At 33.7% G+C, this 19,330-nt stretch carries 12 protein-coding genes; 9 read left to right on the forward strand and 3 right to left on the reverse strand.

What is annotated here, in order from left to right; translation table 11 throughout:
- Position 1 precedes the first annotated feature (1 nt).
- Positions 2 to 2,059, forward strand: coding sequence for a DNA sulfur modification protein DndD (gene dndD, locus A6K76_RS13120; RefSeq protein WP_066465812.1), 2,058 nt, complete (start codon positions 2 to 4; stop codon positions 2,057 to 2,059).
- Complete coding sequence (locus tag A6K76_RS13125) at positions 2,059 to 2,439, forward strand: hypothetical protein (protein ID WP_066465814.1); 381 nt, start codon at positions 2,059 to 2,061, stop codon at positions 2,437 to 2,439. Before dndD (A6K76_RS13120) ends, A6K76_RS13125 begins: the two co-directional genes overlap by 1 nt.
- 39 nt (positions 2,440 to 2,478) lie before the next feature.
- Here A6K76_RS13125 and dptH read toward each other — a convergent pair whose 3' ends face one another.
- From dptH to dptF, 3 genes are read right to left on the reverse strand one after another with little or no spacing between them, the layout of a single operon-like run.
- Positions 2,479 to 7,680: a DNA phosphorothioation-dependent restriction protein DptH gene (gene dptH / locus A6K76_RS13130; RefSeq protein WP_066465816.1), complete on the reverse strand. Its 5,202-nt coding sequence runs from the start codon at positions 7,678 to 7,680 to the stop codon at positions 2,479 to 2,481.
- Positions 7,661 to 9,070, reverse strand: coding sequence for a DNA phosphorothioation-dependent restriction protein DptG (gene dptG / locus A6K76_RS13135; RefSeq protein WP_066465817.1), 1,410 nt, complete (start codon positions 9,068 to 9,070; stop codon positions 7,661 to 7,663). Before dptG ends, dptH begins: the two co-directional genes overlap by 20 nt.
- Positions 9,071 to 9,073: 3 nt before the next feature.
- Entirely contained in the window at positions 9,074 to 11,320 is a 2,247-nt protein-coding gene (dptF, locus tag A6K76_RS13140) for a DNA phosphorothioation-dependent restriction protein DptF (RefSeq protein ID WP_066465818.1), read from the reverse strand.
- A gap of 160 nt (positions 11,321 to 11,480) precedes the next feature.
- Between dptF and dndB the strand changes: the two genes are divergently transcribed.
- From dndB to A6K76_RS13175, 7 genes are all read left to right on the forward strand, one after another.
- Positions 11,481 to 12,545: a DNA sulfur modification protein DndB gene (dndB, locus tag A6K76_RS13145; protein ID WP_066465819.1), complete on the forward strand. Its 1,065-nt coding sequence runs from the start codon at positions 11,481 to 11,483 to the stop codon at positions 12,543 to 12,545.
- Between the two features lie 16 nt (positions 12,546 to 12,561).
- Positions 12,562 to 14,157, forward strand: a complete 1,596-nt coding sequence (dndC, locus tag A6K76_RS13150; protein WP_066465821.1) for a DNA phosphorothioation system sulfurtransferase DndC — start codon at positions 12,562 to 12,564, stop codon at positions 14,155 to 14,157.
- Between the two features lie 13 nt (positions 14,158 to 14,170).
- Entirely contained in the window at positions 14,171 to 16,138 is a 1,968-nt protein-coding gene (gene dndD, locus A6K76_RS13155) for a DNA sulfur modification protein DndD (RefSeq protein ID WP_066465823.1), read from the forward strand.
- Between the two features lie 11 nt (positions 16,139 to 16,149).
- The gene (gene dndE, locus A6K76_RS13160; RefSeq protein WP_066465825.1) at positions 16,150 to 16,524 is read left to right on the forward strand and encodes a DNA sulfur modification protein DndE; all 375 of its coding nucleotides are present in this window, start codon (positions 16,150 to 16,152) and stop codon (positions 16,522 to 16,524) included.
- Between the two features lie 5 nt (positions 16,525 to 16,529).
- Positions 16,530 to 17,648 carry a cysteine desulfurase family protein gene (locus A6K76_RS13165; protein WP_066465827.1) on the forward strand — a complete coding sequence of 373 codons (1,119 nt, stop codon included), beginning with the start codon at positions 16,530 to 16,532 and terminating at the stop codon, positions 17,646 to 17,648.
- A gap of 291 nt (positions 17,649 to 17,939) precedes the next feature.
- Positions 17,940 to 18,914, forward strand: coding sequence for an HNH endonuclease (locus A6K76_RS13170; protein WP_066465829.1), 975 nt, complete (start codon positions 17,940 to 17,942; stop codon positions 18,912 to 18,914).
- 35 nt (positions 18,915 to 18,949) lie between these two features.
- Positions 18,950 to 19,324, forward strand: a complete 375-nt coding sequence (locus A6K76_RS13175; protein ID WP_066465831.1) for a hypothetical protein — start codon at positions 18,950 to 18,952, stop codon at positions 19,322 to 19,324.
- Positions 19,325 to 19,330 lie beyond the last annotated feature (6 nt).

Consider the following 19,330-nt stretch of genomic DNA (forward strand, 5'->3'; position numbering starts at 1 on the left):
GATGATTTTTAAAAAATTAACATTTAAAAACTACAAAACATATTATGGTGTACAAGAAGTTGATTTACATATTCCTGAAAATGTAACACAAGATGAAAAAAGAAATATTATTCTTTTAGGTGGATTAAATGGTGCAGGAAAAACTACTTTCCTAAAAGCAATTTTATATATTTTATTTGGTAAACGAGGCATTACAAATAGTACATCTAAAACTGTTATTGAAGCCGAATATAAGAAGTTATTTTCAAATGTCATTAATAACACATATTTTGAAGAAGGTGGACGTGATTGTTCCGCATCGCTTGTATTAGAAACAGATGCAGGTGAAGAATGGACATTGAGTGTAAAATGGCATGTAGATTCATTCAAGATCATTAGCCAAGAAGAACGCGAAATTGCTATAAAAAAACCAGGGAGCAATATTCCTAAAAAAATGATGATTCAGCAAATGGATTCGTATAATCGTTTAATTGATAGCGTTATTCCATTTCACGCTGTACCGTTTGTCATTTTTGATGGTGAAGAGATTCGTACATTAGTTGAAAAACAGAATACAGAAGAAATGAAAGATGCTATTAAAAAGATTTCTGGCATTCAATCAAATGACCAACTAATTGAAGATTTATATCAGTTAAAAACAAAACTACAAAAAGATATTGCTAAAATTAGTAATTCGGTAAAGGTAGACAAACTACAAAGTGAGCTTGATAATGTTAATGCAGAGCTGAGTTCTACGCGTGAAAAATCTGCAAAATATGCGAAACTAATAGAAGAGGAAACAACACAACGAGATGCTTTACAAGAAGCTCGTAAAGAAAAATTGCTTCATAACTCTAAATCCCGTGAGACAATTTCTGTAAAGCTTGGTTCCATTAAAGCGAATTTAGCAGCAGCAGAAAAAGAGCTAGAACAACATTTCCAAAATGATATGTTCTCCATAATTTTAGCTAAAAACATTACAAAATTAAAATCTCGTTTACAAGTAGAAAAGAATGTTAGAGAAAAGAAATTGCTTCAACAAACGCAGTTAGAAACGAAGCTACAACCGTATGAAAAATTTATCATGCAATTACTTGAAACAGCTATTAACCCGCCATTAACGTTAGAACAAAAAACACAGTTAAAAGAAAATGGTGAGTCAGTTTGGCTAAAATTAAATAATCAAAAACAAGTTGAGATTCCTAATTTATTAGAATTACATGATTTAAATAAAAACGACTTAAATTATTTATCTTCTTTACCAATTACAAATGCCTCAAAGGTTACAAACTTAATTAATACGATTGATCGCTTAAAGTCAGAGCAAGAAGAAATTTTATTACAACTCCAAAATGCGCCAGAAGCTGCTGATACCTCTATTGAAGAAGAGCAAATTCGCAAAAAAACTGAGCAAATTGCAAAGTATCAAATGTTCAAACAATCATTCGATAAAAAAATTAGAACATATTTGGAAGAAAAACGTTCTCTTGAAACACAGCTTTCTAAAAATGTAGCTGTTGGTGGCAATGCCGACCAACTATATGCAGAAATGCAATATTTAGATCGAACGATTAAAGCACTCATTAAATATGAGGAAGAATATACAGCTTTAAAAACCTCTATTATTAAAACAGAGTTTGAAAGTATGTTAAAGAAGCTGTTTAGAAAACAAGATGAGTTTGGCAAAATTGAATTCGATACGGAAACATATAGCATTCGACTATACAATGACAAAATGAGAGAAATTAGTTTACATGATCGTTCTGCTGGTGAAATGCAAATGATTTCGTCTGCATTTATTTGGGCATTAACGCGTGCATCTAACCTAAAATTACCTGTAGTCATTGATACGCCATTAGGTCGATTAGATAGCTATCACCGATCTCACTTAATTGAGCACTATTATCGTCATTTAGGTCACCAAGTAATTATTTTATCAACAGACACTGAAATCACGCGTGATTATATTGAATTGATGGAAAAATCTTCTTATAAACAATATATGCTTGATTATAACGAAGAGAAAAAATATACCATTATTCGAGATGGCTATTTTAAATTTATTAAGGAGAATCGCTAATGGGAAATAGTAAATTTTATATTTCAAAAGAAGCAAAAGATATTATCGATTCATTTAAAATTATTTTATCGATCGATGAAACACCTACTATTATTAAACTTGCGCTAGCAAAAGGGATTTCGCTGATTGAACCAAACGATGTATTAGATGAAAATCTATATAAAGCTACTGAAAAATGGCTAGTTCCAGAAAACATTATAAAGGAACAAGAATTTTTACTTTTCAAACACCTAATTATTAATGAATACGAAACTGTTATAACAGATAAAGATATTAATAAGTATTTCGCTTTCCTAATAGAAAAAGGGATAAGAAAGTTACATGAAATTGTACAAAATAAAACATCTCTTGAAAACATTTATGAAGCAATCTTAAATTAAAAATACCGTCAGCGAATTACTCGCTGACGGTATTTCTAGTTAATTACGTTCATGAAGAGGGATAATATCAACAACTACTGTTTTCGGTTGAGATAAACGTCCATCTGCTTCTAATTCTGGGCCTTGTACAATACATTGACCTTTTTTCAAATTCGATAGTTTTTCTTCCCAATATTTTCGATCACCAGATTCATTTGCTAACGAATTCGCAATATATGAGATATCCTCTTCTGATTGTGCAAAATAAACTTTTTGTGTTGCATTTTGTAAACGAGCAAGCTCACTCGGGTGCATTTGCGCCTTCAAAAATTGCGTTGCAAACCAAGCAGACCAACCAAATTTTCGTCCTTCTGTTAGCACACGTGCTGAAGGAGCTTCTTCTGTATGATCTAAATTTTGCGCTTCATCCATAATAACAGGCATCGGAGATTGTTTGCTACCATTTCGAACAGAAAAGTTCCATAAATCCCATAAAATAAACTCTGTAATAATGAGCTGTACATCTCGTGGATAACCCGTCAATTGAATAACGAATACATCACCATGTGCATCAATAACATCTTGCCAATTGATTGTTTCGCTTGATGTAAATGGATTTCGGTCGATTAAAGGACGAATTTGAGATAATGTTTTTAATGCCGTACTTGAGCCATCTTCTTCTAAAAGTTCTTTTAAACGTTGTAAATCCATTTTATTCTCATAACGTTCTAAACCTACCAATATTCGATCGTAAATCGTATTCAGTTGTTGAATACCTAAAGTTGTATAAACTGCTGAGAATACACTTTTAATACGTTCCGCAATATCCGTATTGGATTCTTCCAGCTCCAACGCTCCAATTGTCCGTGTAGTTCGAGCAAATGGATTAATTGGTAGTTGTTCAATATATACTATGCGTTGTTTCAAACGAGACCCCAGCTTTTCAACAAAATCTTCCTCCAGTTGATTTGGTAAAAATCCTTCTGTGTAATCAATTACAATACTCGAAATACCTTGTCTAGATTTTTCCAGTAAAACACATTGCATGAAGTACGTTTTACCTTGACCAGATTTTCCTGAAATCAGAAGATGACGGTTTGCTAAATCATTATGCCCGTATTCCCAATACACTTCTTTGTTTGAATTTACGACTCGACCAAGTTTCAAACGAACATCTTTTAACGCAGGCACTTTTGTTTCTGTTTCTGTTTCTGCTTCTGCTTCTGCTTCTGCTTCTGCTTCTGCTTCTGCTTCTAGTATATTATGCCCTTCGATAGCAAGATGTAAATCATCCTTATCAGCTTCCGGAACGACCGAGTACAGTTCTATCTCCTCTAAGTCTAGATCATTGACCTGCTCTATTTCATAATCTGCCGTATATTTGTTTCTTAAAAACCGCTCTTTAATAAAGTCTGTTTCCTCTACTTGTAACCAATTACGGACAGATTCCATCGGCTGCACAATTCCATTAAAACCATCTTCAAGTGAAAATTCAATCATGTTTATTTGCTGTTCATCCATATAATTGGCGCGTGCAGATTTTCCTTCAGTAAAGGTTACAACTGCTCCGTGACCGATTAATGGTTGTAAATAATTTGTGATTTCAAAATCTAGCTTTACTAATTTCTCTTTTAATTCTCCTGAAAGCTGATAATCTTTTTCAGCCCATATGTCTCCTTGTACCATTTTACTAGCATTGGCTATTAACAATTGAACAAAGAAATTTTTATAAAACTTTTCTTTAAATGTGCCACGGAATTTCTTAGTTAATGTTTCCATTAACACTTCTTTCGTTTTCAATACTTGTATCTTTGCTTTTGCCACAACATCATTATTATTAATACCAATTTTCACTTCGACTGGATAAAAATGAACAAACAGTTGATCTGCTTTTTCTTCTATTCCAATTAATAATAAGTCGTCACTCGTTGCGCCAGTCAGCCCTAAATTTTTAGCAGAGAAAATACCACCTGCTTTTGAAAGGTTAAAGACACCTGCAACACGTAATACTTCTTCTAACGAGATTGGAATCCAACGAATATGTTCGTGATCTAAAATAGCTAATGTATATTTAATTGCTGATACAATACTTAGTTTTTCACGATCTGCATAACCTTTTGTTCCAATAATACGTAACAACCATTCCCCATTAAACGTATTAAATGCCTGAATGGTACTTTTAATATTTTCTTCAGTACCATCAATACCTTTATTTCTTAAAAACTCTTTAATTACTTTATAATACTGTCCTGATTTATGTGTTACAGTGATCGCATCAAATTTATTCGATGATGTATATTGATCACTATAATGAATTACGACTAAATCGTTATTAAAGTTTTTAAAATACTCTAAATCTACTGTTGGATCAATAAAAGTCACCCAATGTGAATGTTTAAATATTTCTAATAATATTGTTTCATCTGCAGCATTAACACGAGAAAGTATTGTGTTACCTTTTACATATGAATCACTGCCATCGTTACGTGCATTCGCAATTAATTCATTTACATAATAAGCTGTTTTAACTAAATAATCTGCATCTTGAATTTCATAATCTTTAATCCCAAATCCTGCTTTATATGTTTCTGTATCACGCATTGCTGAAACACTTGCATACAAACCATTTAACGCAATATCTGATTTCATATCTTCCATCGACTGCATAGCAGAACTTTCTTGAGCATGCATTTTGTAAAACGTAATATGTGCATAACGCAAATCGGTAACATCATTATTCGTCATTTTTCGGTAGAAATACAAGTTTTCACGTAACGTACGTAAAACGATATCCGCTTCTACATCTTTTATATTATTGATCGAGGTCAAACCTGTATACTTAATAAATTGCTCCAATGTATCTAGCTTTGCAAACTTCTCAAAAGCACTAGAAGTTTGCATGTTTGAATATAATGTCACTTCAATTGGTTTTACTTGTATAACACCTTTATTTTTAATTTCAGTAATTAAAAAGTTTAAAATACCAATTAACACTTCAAAATCATCTGGTAAGTTAATGATGTTCACTAAAATAGGTGCTTTTGATGTTTGTGTAAATAAGTAGCCAAAATGTTCTTTAAACTGCTTCATCTTGTCTGTAATGACATTAGCTAAATACTGTACGGAATCAGCCAGTGTCACTTGATTAACCGATTTTAAAATCATCCATTCACTTGCATCAGCTTGGTGCTGTGGGCGATATAGCTCTCCTTTTTCAATAAAAGGCAGTAATGCTTCAGGCGTTAATCGAGATAAAATAATAGCATCAATTTCTTCATTTTTTAGTTGCTCATACATCATTAACTTATAAGCAACCATTAAAGGATGGAAAGGTGTAATATAAACAATGTCATTCGCTTCAATCGTTCCTAATCGATAAAGATTTACTGCTTTTTTACCCGCTGGAACGCCGTTATTAAATGATGAAATCTCATGGATATACGCATCAATATATGCCTTAGCACGATCTCGATAATCTTCACATACATGACATAAACTTGGAATCATAGGCTTTTTAAAATATGTTAAGAAGCGACTATATGCTTCACGCAATTCTTCGCTTAATTCCACATCTCTAGTCGTTAATACACCTGCTGGAATTTCACCTGCACGCATACCTTCCTCAAGCCATTTAAATTCCCATTCGAAAAATTGTTCATATTTGCTTTCTAAATAATATTCTCGATGTTGATGTATTAAACGATTCATATCACGATTCCATTTCATATCCGTCATTGATTCACGTACTAATTTTGAAATACGCGCACCAGGAATTGGGATAGAATCTGTTAGCTCATTGTCTATTAAAACCGGTATTAAAACTTGATCAACTTTCAATGTGAATTGAATCGGTTCTTCCTCACCAAATAAATGTGGACTAATCGTAACGACCGTTTGACCTATTAGCTCCGCTTTAACAACATCATTATTTTTAGCCATCTCAACATTGACTATAGGATACTGGCTTCCAAACTTCACAACACCTGTATTTGCTTTTAATAAAAGCTGATTTTTCTTCGTGTTAACATTGAAATTAGATGTAACTGGTATAAATAGTTCTTCACCTAATGGAACAACACAAATATTTAATTCTACACCTAACGAAGGCTTCTTATCGTGTTTATATGTAACGGATTTAAAAGTTGCCTTCGTCTCGCTTGTAGGCACCTGAATATGAATGGTTGTATTTTTTACTGTTACATTTTCAACATTCTTACCTACAAATTCTTTTTTTAGTGATTTAACGGCACCTTCTAAAGAAAATTTAGCTACAATATTAATTTGTTTTAATTGCTTTGGATTGAAAATAATAATTTGTCTTTTTCTTTTACCTGCTGCGGATTCTGAGCTTGCTCGATCCCAAATGACTAATTTGTCATCAGACGTTAGTTTTTCATATACAACTTTTAATGACTTATTAGCTTCTGTAAACTTATTATATTCTTTTTGAATTTGCGTATATGCGATTTCTTCCCAGTTTTCTTTCAATAATTCTTTAGAGAAATCTGGATTAAATTTATTTTGTAATTGTTCTTCTGATTGATTATGTTCATGCGCATTACGTATAAATTCATACATTTCACGATTTTCTTCGATGCGTCGTTTTAAAGGTTTGCCCGAAAATGAATCTAAGTCAGGATCTTTAAACATCCCTAACTCTTTATAGTCTTCCGAATCAATCCTTCCTTTTTGCAATGTAACTAAAATTTCTTCAAAATCAAAAATTGATAATTTCATTAAATAATAGTCTTGTATAAGCTTATCCAAATTATCTGCTAAAATGAGTTTTTCAGCTTTATTTAAATTACTGTCTTGAATTTTCGTATACAAGTGTTTATAAATCACTTTTGCATTTAACGGCATACCTTCATTTTGCAAATCTAGACTACCACCTGGAATCGTATCAAGTTGCTCACATACAAGGCTAACTAACGCCGTATTTTCCCAAATACCTTTTTGCTCACTTACTAAATTTCGAATTAATGCTAAATAATCGGTTTTAACATACTTCCCTGTAGCAGCTACAACAAGCTTCACATCACCAAAGAGAAGTACATATGTTTTATAAGGTTCGCCTTGTTCATGAACATATTCAAACTCTTCAACTATGCTCGTATCATATTGCTTGAGCGCTTCAACTAAATTTGCCACTTCTTCATGTGAATCAAGTCGAAAGAAAAATCGATTTCCTTTTTCAACGCCATTGTCTTTCCAAAAGTTAATCATTTCTGCTGCTATATAATTATAAAATTGGTTTAACATACTGTGCATCACCACTATCACTTTTTTTGTCTAAAATATTATGATTATCAAATAATGTAACGATTTCTTCAATTGAATGTCGATCAAATGCGATTCCTCGTTTTTCAAATTCTTTTAGTAAATCCTTAAATGGCATACGCTCATCTTTTACAATAACAGCTGTCATTAACATTAAAAAACTATGCTGTATATTTAATAGATAACCTAAGCTCCCACGTTGCTTTAAAAAAGTTTCGAATGCTAAGGAATCGAGTGCTGTAGCATAACGAGCCATAACATCTTTACTTACTTTACTTTCAACTAATTTTAATAATTGGCTGAGTAATTCATCGATATGTTGAGACGATGTATCTACTTTCCCTAATCCAGCCCAATCGCTATACGTTTGAATTGCTTGTTGTAAATCTATAATAAATTGCTTTGTATATTGTTCACCATGACTTTCAACTTCAGCTAGTAATTTGCTATAGCTATACACTTCAAGTTCTTGTTCGGCGTGTTCATTGAAGAAGTTGTGACTTAAAAAACGCAGTACAAATTCATGAATAAATAAATTTGGTGCATGTTCTTTAATAAATTTATATCCGTGTAAATAGCTTGCAACTGCACGTTTTTTTGTAACTGCTTCCCAATCTAGAGCAAAATAAATCGGTTGCACATCACCAGAAGCTTTGGATAACTTTTCAAATTGCAATACAGTTTGACAAAAATACATAAACACATAATAATTCATAAACGCTTCAAAATTCGCTACAAAAAAATCTTTATGTTTCACTAGAAACTTCAAATCTTCTTTAAACAATTTAACAAAGTCTGGCAACACATTTGCATATTTAGCTTTAGTATCTTTCTTTTTACCACTGACCAAACTTTCAATTTCTTCAACAATGATTTTTGTCAGCAAATCATCTGTTTCTTTATTTTTAAAAATATTTTGAAGCTCTTCATCCTCACCAATGAATATACTATTAATAAATTCGGCTATATTACGAATAACAATTTGCCCCGCTTCACTTTCTCCGATAAAATTATATAAATAAGTGTGAATAATCTTCATTTGGTTGTCTCGATTAAATAAATAAGAATCGATAAATCGAATGAAATTGACTCGATCCACATCATTATTAAATTCAATTTTGTTACTGCTACCAATGTACTCACTCAAAGGATTTGCATTCTCATAGTATTGAGACATATTTTCTAGTGCAGAGTTATCTAAATTATAACGCGTAACATTACGAGCAAGCTCACTAATAACAAGCTTAAAGTTATTTTTCAAATAAGTTGCATGATGTTGAGACGAGAATGGAAAGAGTACTTTAGGTTTGGTCAGTCGATGCTGCCCTGTTTTAGGTAATACAAACTCATCAATCAGTAATACTTTTGTCATTTTTTAATCCACCTTTTCAAAAACATAACTATCAAACTCATCAATCTTTAAGCTATATTTAACATTCTCTTCAATGAAATCAAATATTAATTCCTTTGATTTTTCACCAAATAACATAATCTTCTCTAAAAATTCTACAAATGTTGTTGCATCTTCAGCATCTTTTTTATTTGGACGATATCCATTTACAACTTTCGTTAGCAGTTCATATAATGAATAATCTACTTCTAGAAACTCCGCACGTACATTGGCATCGTCTGCATACTTAACCGTAATAAATGGCTTAAACGAGTGTAAATTCATAAGCTTAGAACTTTCTAAATGATTAGTCTTTGCATTTAGTTTTAGTTTTTGCGCAGTTGCTAATTCATTATCTAGTCGATTTAAATAAATATAATCAGTTAATGGCGTACCTTTCCAATTAAAAATCGCTTGTTTTAAATTTCTATAAAACTCTTTAATTAAGCTCATCTCACATTTGTTAAATGCATAAACATATTCTACATATTTTTGATACACTGGATTTTTTAAATTTTCCGCAAAATGACTATCCGTTAAATATAAAATAGCTACTAAGTTTTCTACAAATAACTCAAACGATTCTTTAATAGTTTCTGAACCATTCGAAAATGGTAATAGCCATCTCTTTGCGTGTTCTTCATGAATACGTTCTTCGATCAAATTACGCCAATCTGAAAGCGTATTCAAAGAAACTAATAACGTATCAATTGTTTCATTACGCGAATGAATAGGATTTAAACGTGCAATAACATCTAGTAGCTGTGAACGTCCTTGACTATTAAATAAAATATTTGGTAACGAGTATTTTAAACGATCATATTCATTTAATTGTCCTTCATGATTAAAATCATTCGGAATTAGTAGATCGGCAATAAAGTTTAAAAAATGTCTCGATGATACAGAAATTTTAAACTGTAAAATCGCTTGGATGACAAGATTAACAATTTGTTTTTGCACAAATACATTACTCAAAAACATATAATTTTCATGCAAAATAGATGTTCTGCCTTCCTCGATATCTTTTGAATAAGCTAGATAAAAAGGATTGTCCTCTGTTTGAACACAGATTTTTTTTATAAGCGTTGTTAAATAACTGGATTCTGTTCCACCTGGCACTAGTTCAAACACTTGATAGTCTGCAAACGAAATTAAATCAAATACATCATTTGAATAATTCGTTAATACTTTTTGTTCAAATATCTGACTCTCTGTAATAAATGCTTTTAACTTTTCGTATGTGTAATGTTCATGGTTATGATTAATAAAGTTATGCAGCACTCCTAAGTTAATAGCAATAATGACCTTTTCTTCTTGTTCTTCGAAATGCTGATCTGAAAAGTTTTTAAATAATTCTTCTAAAGTTTGTAATGCTGTTTTATTAGGTGAAAAACTTTCAGTAGCATCATTGTAAATTTTATAGTCTTTTATTAAGTCTGGTTGCGTTTCATTTAAATAAGCGAGTAAATGCGATTTACCGTCCCCAACACTTCCACATAATAAAATTAGGTTGCTTCTTTTCTCTTCATTACGACTAATTAATGTACGTTCTACTTGTTCTTGAATAGGTCTTTTAATATGTAAATACTTCTTGAACTCGCTAAACGATTGCGCATTTTCAACGGCTTCAGCTGCTGAAATACGAAGACGCATAATTTCTCGTTCAAGATAACTTCCTTTTAATGTAGAAAGTTCATATGGATTTTCTTTCACATCGACTTCTTTTATAACTGAACTTATTTGTGTAGTTTGCTGAAACATTTCTGCTATTTTTCTTTCGACATCTTCTTCAGTTAATCCTGAACTTTGAACAATGGGTTTTGGCACCTCATAAACCGGAAGTTTTATTTCCTCAGATGTATATACTTCGTAGTACCATACTGCAATTTCATACATCTTTTTATGAGCACTATATACTTGGCTCATATCACTAAAGCCCGCATCATGAACAGCTTTATTTCCTGCACGTCTAATAACGTCGAATGCTTGATAAATCGTCTTTGGCATATACTCTTGATCGTGCAAGTAATTTAACTTTTCATATAAGTTCGCTGTCATGGACAATTCGATTTCTTCAATAGTTAGAACACCTTTAATAACTTCTTCAATGAACAAACGAGATTTCGCTAATGCCCCACTTGCATCTATAAAAAATAATTCTTCCATTTGTTTTGCACATAACGCAGCATGTGGTAAAGAATTACCTAAAAAGCTTAAAAATAATTTCTCCAATTTTCTCACTCCTTACTGAATAGCTCCTATAGACCTATTATGACAAACAATTCCATGTTTATCACCTTTTCCTCTTAAATAAAGAAAAATTATTTTATTATAAGAACTTGAATGTTATAATTAGCAGTATTTACGTACGTAATATGGAAGGATGTCATATATGGATTTATCATTTACTTATAATTTTCCTGCATTGCGAGGAAAGCAGGCAACAAAAGAGTATTTTGTTGTGATGTGTCCGTTACGTCTAATACCTAAAATTTTTTTGTTCGATGAAGAAGAAATACCAGCTGCATATCGAGCCCAACGTATATTAAATCGCTCTCGAATCCCTGAATTGACAAATTATATTTTAGATAATCCCTCTGACTACGTTTTTTCATCGATTACCGCTTCGATTGATGGTGAAATTGTATTTGAACCATTCAATAATAATGGTTCAACAATGCTCGATTTAGGGATGTTACGTATCAGCATGGATTCTCGCTTTCTAATTAATGATGGTCAACACCGTAGGGCAGCGATTGAAGAAGCGCTTAAAATTACACCCGAATTAGGTGATGAGACTATATCAGTTGTATTTTTTCACGATGCAGGTCTCAGTCGCTCTCAACAGATGTTTTCAGATTTAAACTTACATTCCGTTAATACGACTTCATCTATCGGTATTCTGTATGACCATCGTGATCCACTTGCGTTAATTACTAAAAATATCGTTGCATCAATTCCCCTTTTAAAGCGGTATACTGATAATGAGCGCGTTTCCCTCTCAAAAAACTCACCTAAAATTTTTGCGTTAAATTTTATTTACAATACAAATCGTAGGTTGATTTCTAAAAATAAAGGGGACGCTTTATCATCTGACGAACAACAATTTTTGATGGACTTTTGGAGTCATATTTGTCCGCTCATACCTGAGTGGAAAGATGTAATGGAGAAACGTTTAACACCAAGAGACTTACGTATCAATTCTATTGTAGGGCATAGTGTCTTTGTAGAGGCTTTAGGAGAAGTCGGTAAACAGTTAAAACTCGATTCCCCTAACAGTTGGAAAGAACGACTAGTATATTTACAAAACATCGACTGGAGTCGTTCAAATACAACAGATTGGCTAGGTCGTGCATTTTTAGAAAATGGAAGAATACAGAAAACAGGACAAACAATCGGTCGCACTGCCGAACGTATTAGAGAACTATTAGATCATTATTATCGTTTAAACAAGTAATAAAGGAGTTTTTTAGATGGCAGGTTTCATTTCAAGTTTATTTTCAAACGAACAATCCATTGTTGATTTAGCGAAGCAACAAATTAAAGAGGCATATAAAGCTGACCCAAGACCGTGGGTGGTGGGCTATAGTGGGGGAAAAGATTCTACTGTTGTCGTACAATTAGTATTTGAAGCATTGCTAGAACTTGATGCAACAGAGCTCCATAAAAAAATTTATGTCATTTCTTCAGATACATTAATTGAAACGCCACTTATCATTAATTCAATTAATACAACATTAACACGTATACAAGACGCGGCAATTAAAGCAGGACTTCCAATTGAAACACATAAAGTAAAACCGGAACCTAAAAATTCATTTTGGGTAAATTTAATTGGACGTGGCTATCCTACACCAAATCAAACATTTCGTTGGTGTACAGATCGACTAAAAATTGAGCCTGCCAATTCATTCATAATGAATAAAGTTTCTACTTTTGGCGAAGTAATTATGGTACTAGGTGTACGAGAAGATGAAAGTGTTTCTCGCGGTAATAGTATTCGTGAGCATAGTGTAGAAGGGCAACGTTTTATGCGCCATTCAACGCTACCTAATGCGTACGTTTATGCGCCAATTCGTAGTTTTTCACTAGATGATGTGTGGAATTATTTACTTAATTATCCTTCACCTTGGGGAGATGATAACTATGAATTACATCGTTTATATCAAGATTCAAGCAGTGGTGAATGTCCATTAGTCATTGATAAAAACATTAAAGAAAGTGCTGGTTCGTGTGGTAATAGCCGATTTGGTTGTTGGGTATGTACAGTTGTTACTGAAGATAAAGCATTAACAGGCTTTATTAAAAGTGGTCATGACTGGATGAAACCACTTCTTGATTTCCGTAATTGGATTACAACAATTCGTGACGATCGCACACGACGCATGAAATATCGCATGAACGGACAAATTTATTTCCGTGATGTTCGTATCGTTGAACAAGATGGTGTTCAATATGTAGCTATCCCTAAAAAATCTGGACGTGCAGCTGCAAAAATTCCGTTTGCAGATTATGCAGTCGTTGAAAAGCATGAGCTACAAAAGTATTTACAGGAACATAATATTGATTTAAGCGAGCCAAAAGATCAGATGCTATTAATTAAATACGAAGAAGAAACTTTAGATGGTGAACGTATTGAAAAATATGCACAACTCGGATTAGGTCCTTATACAATGGATACACGACAAGAAATTTTGCAGAAATTATTGCAAGTACAACGTGATATTATTCATCCAGAAGATCCAAACTACGAGCTTATTTCAATTGAAGAAATGAAAGAAATTCGTCGAGTTTGGTTAAAACAAGGTGAGTGGACAGACACAGTGCCTTCTATTTATGAATATGTGTATGGCAAATCAAATCAAATTGACTGGGAAAAAGATGATCGACCTCTTTTAACAGATGAACAAACATCGCAACTTGAAATTTTATGCCAAGAATTTAACGTTGATATTAAAGTAATGCGCAAATTAATTAATATCGAAAAAGATTTTGCTGGTTATAAATTCCGCCGCGGTTTAAATGAAGAAATCGGAAAAGTATTAAGACAAGACTATTTACATCTATAAGAAGAGGGACACTATGTATTTAAAAAAAATCGAACTTGTGAATATTGGTGCTTATAAAGGCTACAATTCATTTAACTTTGAAACAGAAGAAAAGAAAAATGTTTTATTAGTCGGTGGAGAAAACGGTGCTGGTAAAACTACACTTCTAAATGCCATTAAATTAGGCTTATTTGGTTCATATGGTCTTGGCTATAAAACAGAAAATAGCGAATACTATAAACACGTGAGTAGTATTTTAAATAACCATGCAAAACGTCAAAAAAATAGCGATTACAGCATTACTATTCACTTTTCTATAGTAGATAACTTAAAAACGTTTAATTACGAATTAAAACGTGAGTGGAAATATGTAAATGATACGCTAAAAGAAATTGATTTTTTAGTCGAAAATGGCAACGTTTTAGACGCTCAAAAAACTGTGTTATTTTACGCTAAACTAAAAGAATTTATGCCGCCACAATTACTGGATTTTTGCTTATTTGACGGCGAAGAAATTGCGCGTATTGTGACGCAAAATAAACTTTCAGATTATATTAAAAAGCTTTCAAAAGTTGTCTTCAATTTAGATTTATTCGAAACGTTAGAAATCGACTTAGAAAACTACTCAAAGCAACAAATTGATCCTGCTAAAGCAAAAACGATTGAACATGAACTTTTTGTCATTAATACAAAAGAAAAAGAACTACGCAACGACATTGCAACTACAACTCGTTCAATTGACTATAAGCAAAAAAACTTAAACGATCTACATGAAGAATATTTAGCAATTAAAACATCATTTGAGCAATACGGCGGCTTGAAAAAACAAGAACGTGAAGATGTACTGCAACGCATTACACAAATTGAAACAGAGCGTAAGCAACGTTTAGAGGAAATTAAGAATTTCGTAAGTAACGTATTACCTTTATTTTTAACAAAATCTTTACTTACCGAGACTCGTAATCAAGTGAAAAATGAAGAATCACTTCAACTTGCTAAACAATTGGATGAAAAATTAACACTAGAAAGTCTGACACAAGTACTTCAAAGCTTAAACATGAGCAGTTCTAAGGAAAAAACAACAGAAATGAAAGAACAGCTTGTTAGCTTACTAAAGCCAAAAAATCATGAAAAAGTCATTCATGGTGCTTCTTATGAAGAATCACTAAAAGTCGAACAAGCTTACACAATTGTTCAAAAAGACTTACCCTCAACTTATTTAGAGCTTTTAACGCTCAATGCAAATGCTTTAAAAGAAGCAAAAGTGTTAAAAGACAAAATTAAAGTTCACGATGAAACAGATGAATTCAGTAAAATTATCGAAGAAATGGATTCATATAATTTAAAGATAGTGAAAGCTACGCAAGAAATTGAGCAAGAACAAGAAACTCTGCAGAAATTAAAAAACGAGCTAGTTGACACTTTAGAGAAAATCGAAAAAATCAAATTGCAGTTACGCAACTACGATAAGACGTCGGGCTCTTTACTTGAGGCACAAAAAATCATTGCACTTAGCCGTAAATATCGAGAACAGCAAATTGCACAACGTTTACAAGATGTACAAATTCAAGCTACTTCGAATTTAAAGAAAATGCTACGTAAGCACGATTATATCGCACTCATTCGCATTGATCCAGTGAACTATGAAGTGACATTATTAGATACAAATAAAAATGAAATCGAAAAACGTACGCTGTCTGCTGGTGAAAAACAAATGTTATTAATCTCGATCATTTGGGCAATTTTTGATTGCTCTGGTCGACAAGTTCCATTTATTTTTGACACATTGCTTGGTCGTTTAGATAAAACACATAAAGCCGCTGTATTAAGCGTATTTATCCCGAATTTCGGAAAGCAAGCGATTATTTTATCAACAGATAGTGAAATTGATGCACATCATTACGCATTACTCTCACCTTCTATCGCGAAAGAATATACACTTGATTTTGACCCAATTCAGCAACAAACGACAATTAAAAAAGACTATTTCAAATTCAGCTAGGAGCGACGTATATGAATTTTCGTTTAAAAACATCAAAAGAAACTGGCGAAACGTTAAAATCGCTTCAAAATTCAACAGGTCTAACGTGGAATATTTTATCTCGAATTGCCGTTGCACTTTCGTTAAACGACCCTTCAATGCCGGACGCTGTACCAAATACAGCCGGTGTTGAAATTCATCGTAATACAATGACAGGTGACCAAGATTATGTTTATAAAGCATTAATTCGTCAACATGCGCAACAACATATTTCAGAAGAAGAGTATTTCCCGGAGTTGTTTAATCGTCACTTAGAACGTGGTATTCAACTATTAGAAGGTGAATACCGTTTAGCAGGTAATTATGAAAAATTATTAACACACTTATTAAAAAATAAGATAGGGTGATGACTATGTTATATTTAGATAATTCTGCAACAACACCTGTTCATCCAGAAGTGAAGGAAGCAATGTTACCATATTTACTTGAACAATTTGGCAATCCCTCAAGTAAATATTATGACTATGCTACAACTGCAAAAGATGCAGTTGCAAATGCACGTCAAGCTGTCGCGAATTTGCTACATTGCAAAACAGACGAGGTTATTTTCACAAGTGGTTCTACAGAAAGTAACAACTTTATTATTAAAGGAATTACTGACCAACGTAAAGACCTCGGCAAGCACATCATTACTACTGCAACAGAGCACCCATCTGTTTTAGAAACGTGTAAGTACTTGCAGACGATTGGATTCGAACTAACAATTTTACCTGTTAATATAAATGGGCGCGTTTCAGTTGAGCAAGTACGTGCGGCTATTCGCCCCGATACAATTTTACTTACAATTCAATGGGGTAATAACGAATTAGGTACACTCAATCCAATTGCTGAAATTGCAGAATTATGCGAGGAGCAAAACGTATTCCTTCATTCAGACGCTACTCAAGTAATCGGAAAAATCGAGTTTTCATTAGAAGATATGCCAGGGTTGCAAGCGATTTCGATATCGGCTCACAAATATTTCGGTCCTAAAGGTGTTGGTGTAGCATATTTGAAGCAAGATGCTTACAACCTTTACCCTGATATTACACCGTTATTTCATGGTGGCGGACAAGAATATGGATTACGAAGCGGCACACTAGCTGTACATAATATTGTTGGTATGGGCGTTGCTAGTAAAATTGCTGCAACTAAACTAAAACATAATATTGAGCAACTTACTTTATTAGAAAAACGTTTAGTTGAATTACTACAGCAACAGTTTGGTTCAAATATTAAATTTAATCAACCTAGCACAAACAAAATACCAGGTATTGTGAGTGTACAATTCATCGGCTTAAATAATGAGATTCTTGTGAAAAAGTTAGCACCAATTATCGCTGTATCGACTGGATCAGCATGTAGCTCCGCAAAACCATCACATGTACTAGCTGCAATTGGCTTATCATTAAATGAAGTGAGACAGACAATACGTTTCTCGTTATCTCCTTATATCGAGCTAGAAGAATTAAATATTTTCAAAGAGCTGTAACGAAAATCGATTTATGCTGAAAATTTCAGTGTAAATCGATTTTTTTATATTTCCCCTTTGAATTTATTGTATAATTCTTCAATAAGAACTTTATTATCGTAAACTAAAAAAGTTGCTTGAAACAAAAGGCGGACTCCTACGGGAAAAGCGTGAGCGCGAGACTACAGGCTCAAGCCACGCCCGCGGAAAGCATGCCTCGACGTGAAAAGCAACCTCAGATGATAAGACAAAACTTAATAAGATAAATTCCATACTTGTTTGTTACATAAAAAACAATTCGGAGGTGAGTTCATGAGCTGGGATTTGCAAGTTGGCGAACTGCGCACACCTTATTTGACACATACGCAAATTTGGCAGGCGACGCATCGCTTCTTTTACAACGGCAAGACGACAACTACATATAAATATGGTTTTATGAAGGCGCTGCTAGAGAGCTTGGCGACTGCGAGCGACGACTATACAATTTCGTTCGATGCGATTTTTGCGTCGTTTACCCGCACGTATTGGAACCTCGTCATGCATCACGGGCTGCGTCAAAGCAATTCCGCAAACGCACGCTCTGCTGTTGAAAAAACGATTGAAGCGTTCGCACAAAAGCATGCCATTCCAAGCGACTGGAACTTCGATGCGATTGCAGCAACAAAGCAGCTCGAACTCATTCAGCTTGTGAAAAAAGTAGGCAAAAAATACGTAGTCGGCGCGACGTATAGCGACTTTGGCGGCGACATTTATGCATTCAACTTGAAGGACGAAACGTTGACGCTACATCAGGAATACTATATTTTTTTCCAAACGCATAAGCGCATGCTCGTCAACATTACGAATTATCAGCTCGCGTTGTTTTTAGAAAAATTCAACGATGCCGAAAAAATAACGCGGCTGCTCAGCAAAGTCGAAATTGTATCACAGCGTCAATCGCTCGCACAGTTTGCACAGCTGCTTTATGCGACAGGCATGCACAACTGCTTTTATTGCGGCAAGTCGCTTCACAAATCGCACGTCGATCACTTCATTCCGTGGAGCTACATGCAAAGTGACGACTTGTGGAACTTCGTGCTGGCGTGCGTGTCGTGCAATACGAAAAAAAGTAACAAAATTGCCGCCGAACGCTTTTTATATGCATTGCTCGAACGCAACGATACACTGCTTCATCATGAACAATATGCCCCACAATTTGCCCATTACAGCGAGCAAAAATTAGTCGATTTGTATCAATATTCTCAGCTAAACGGCTTTCCCGACAATTGGTCACCACAGCTGTCATAATTTGTGTATAATTTAGTTATACGGAGGTGGACATATTGCGTATATTAGTATTGTGCTGTGCGCTCCTGCTTGCAGGCTGTAACGCACCCGCACCAAAGCCATTTACATTCGAGGAAGACATTACGCAAATTGAAGTAACGTCAACCATTCCAGGCAAGCAAATTACCGCACCTGAAACGATTGATTTATTCGAAGAGGCAATGAACGAAGCAGCTGAATTAGAAGGCGATCATACCGACGAAGGTCCACGTCACACAGTCGAAATGACATACGATGACGGATCAACACATCACGTGGACATTTACTACAGCGTACCGCAAAACAACGCAAACTTCATAGTCGATGCACAGCGATACGAAGTTAATGAACAACACGTCGAATCATTCATTCAATTTTTCGAAGCATTGTAATACGGC

The sequence above is a fragment of the Caryophanon latum genome (assembly GCF_001700325.1).
In the GTDB taxonomy this organism is placed as follows: Bacteria; Bacillota; Bacilli; order Bacillales_A; family Planococcaceae; genus Caryophanon; species Caryophanon latum.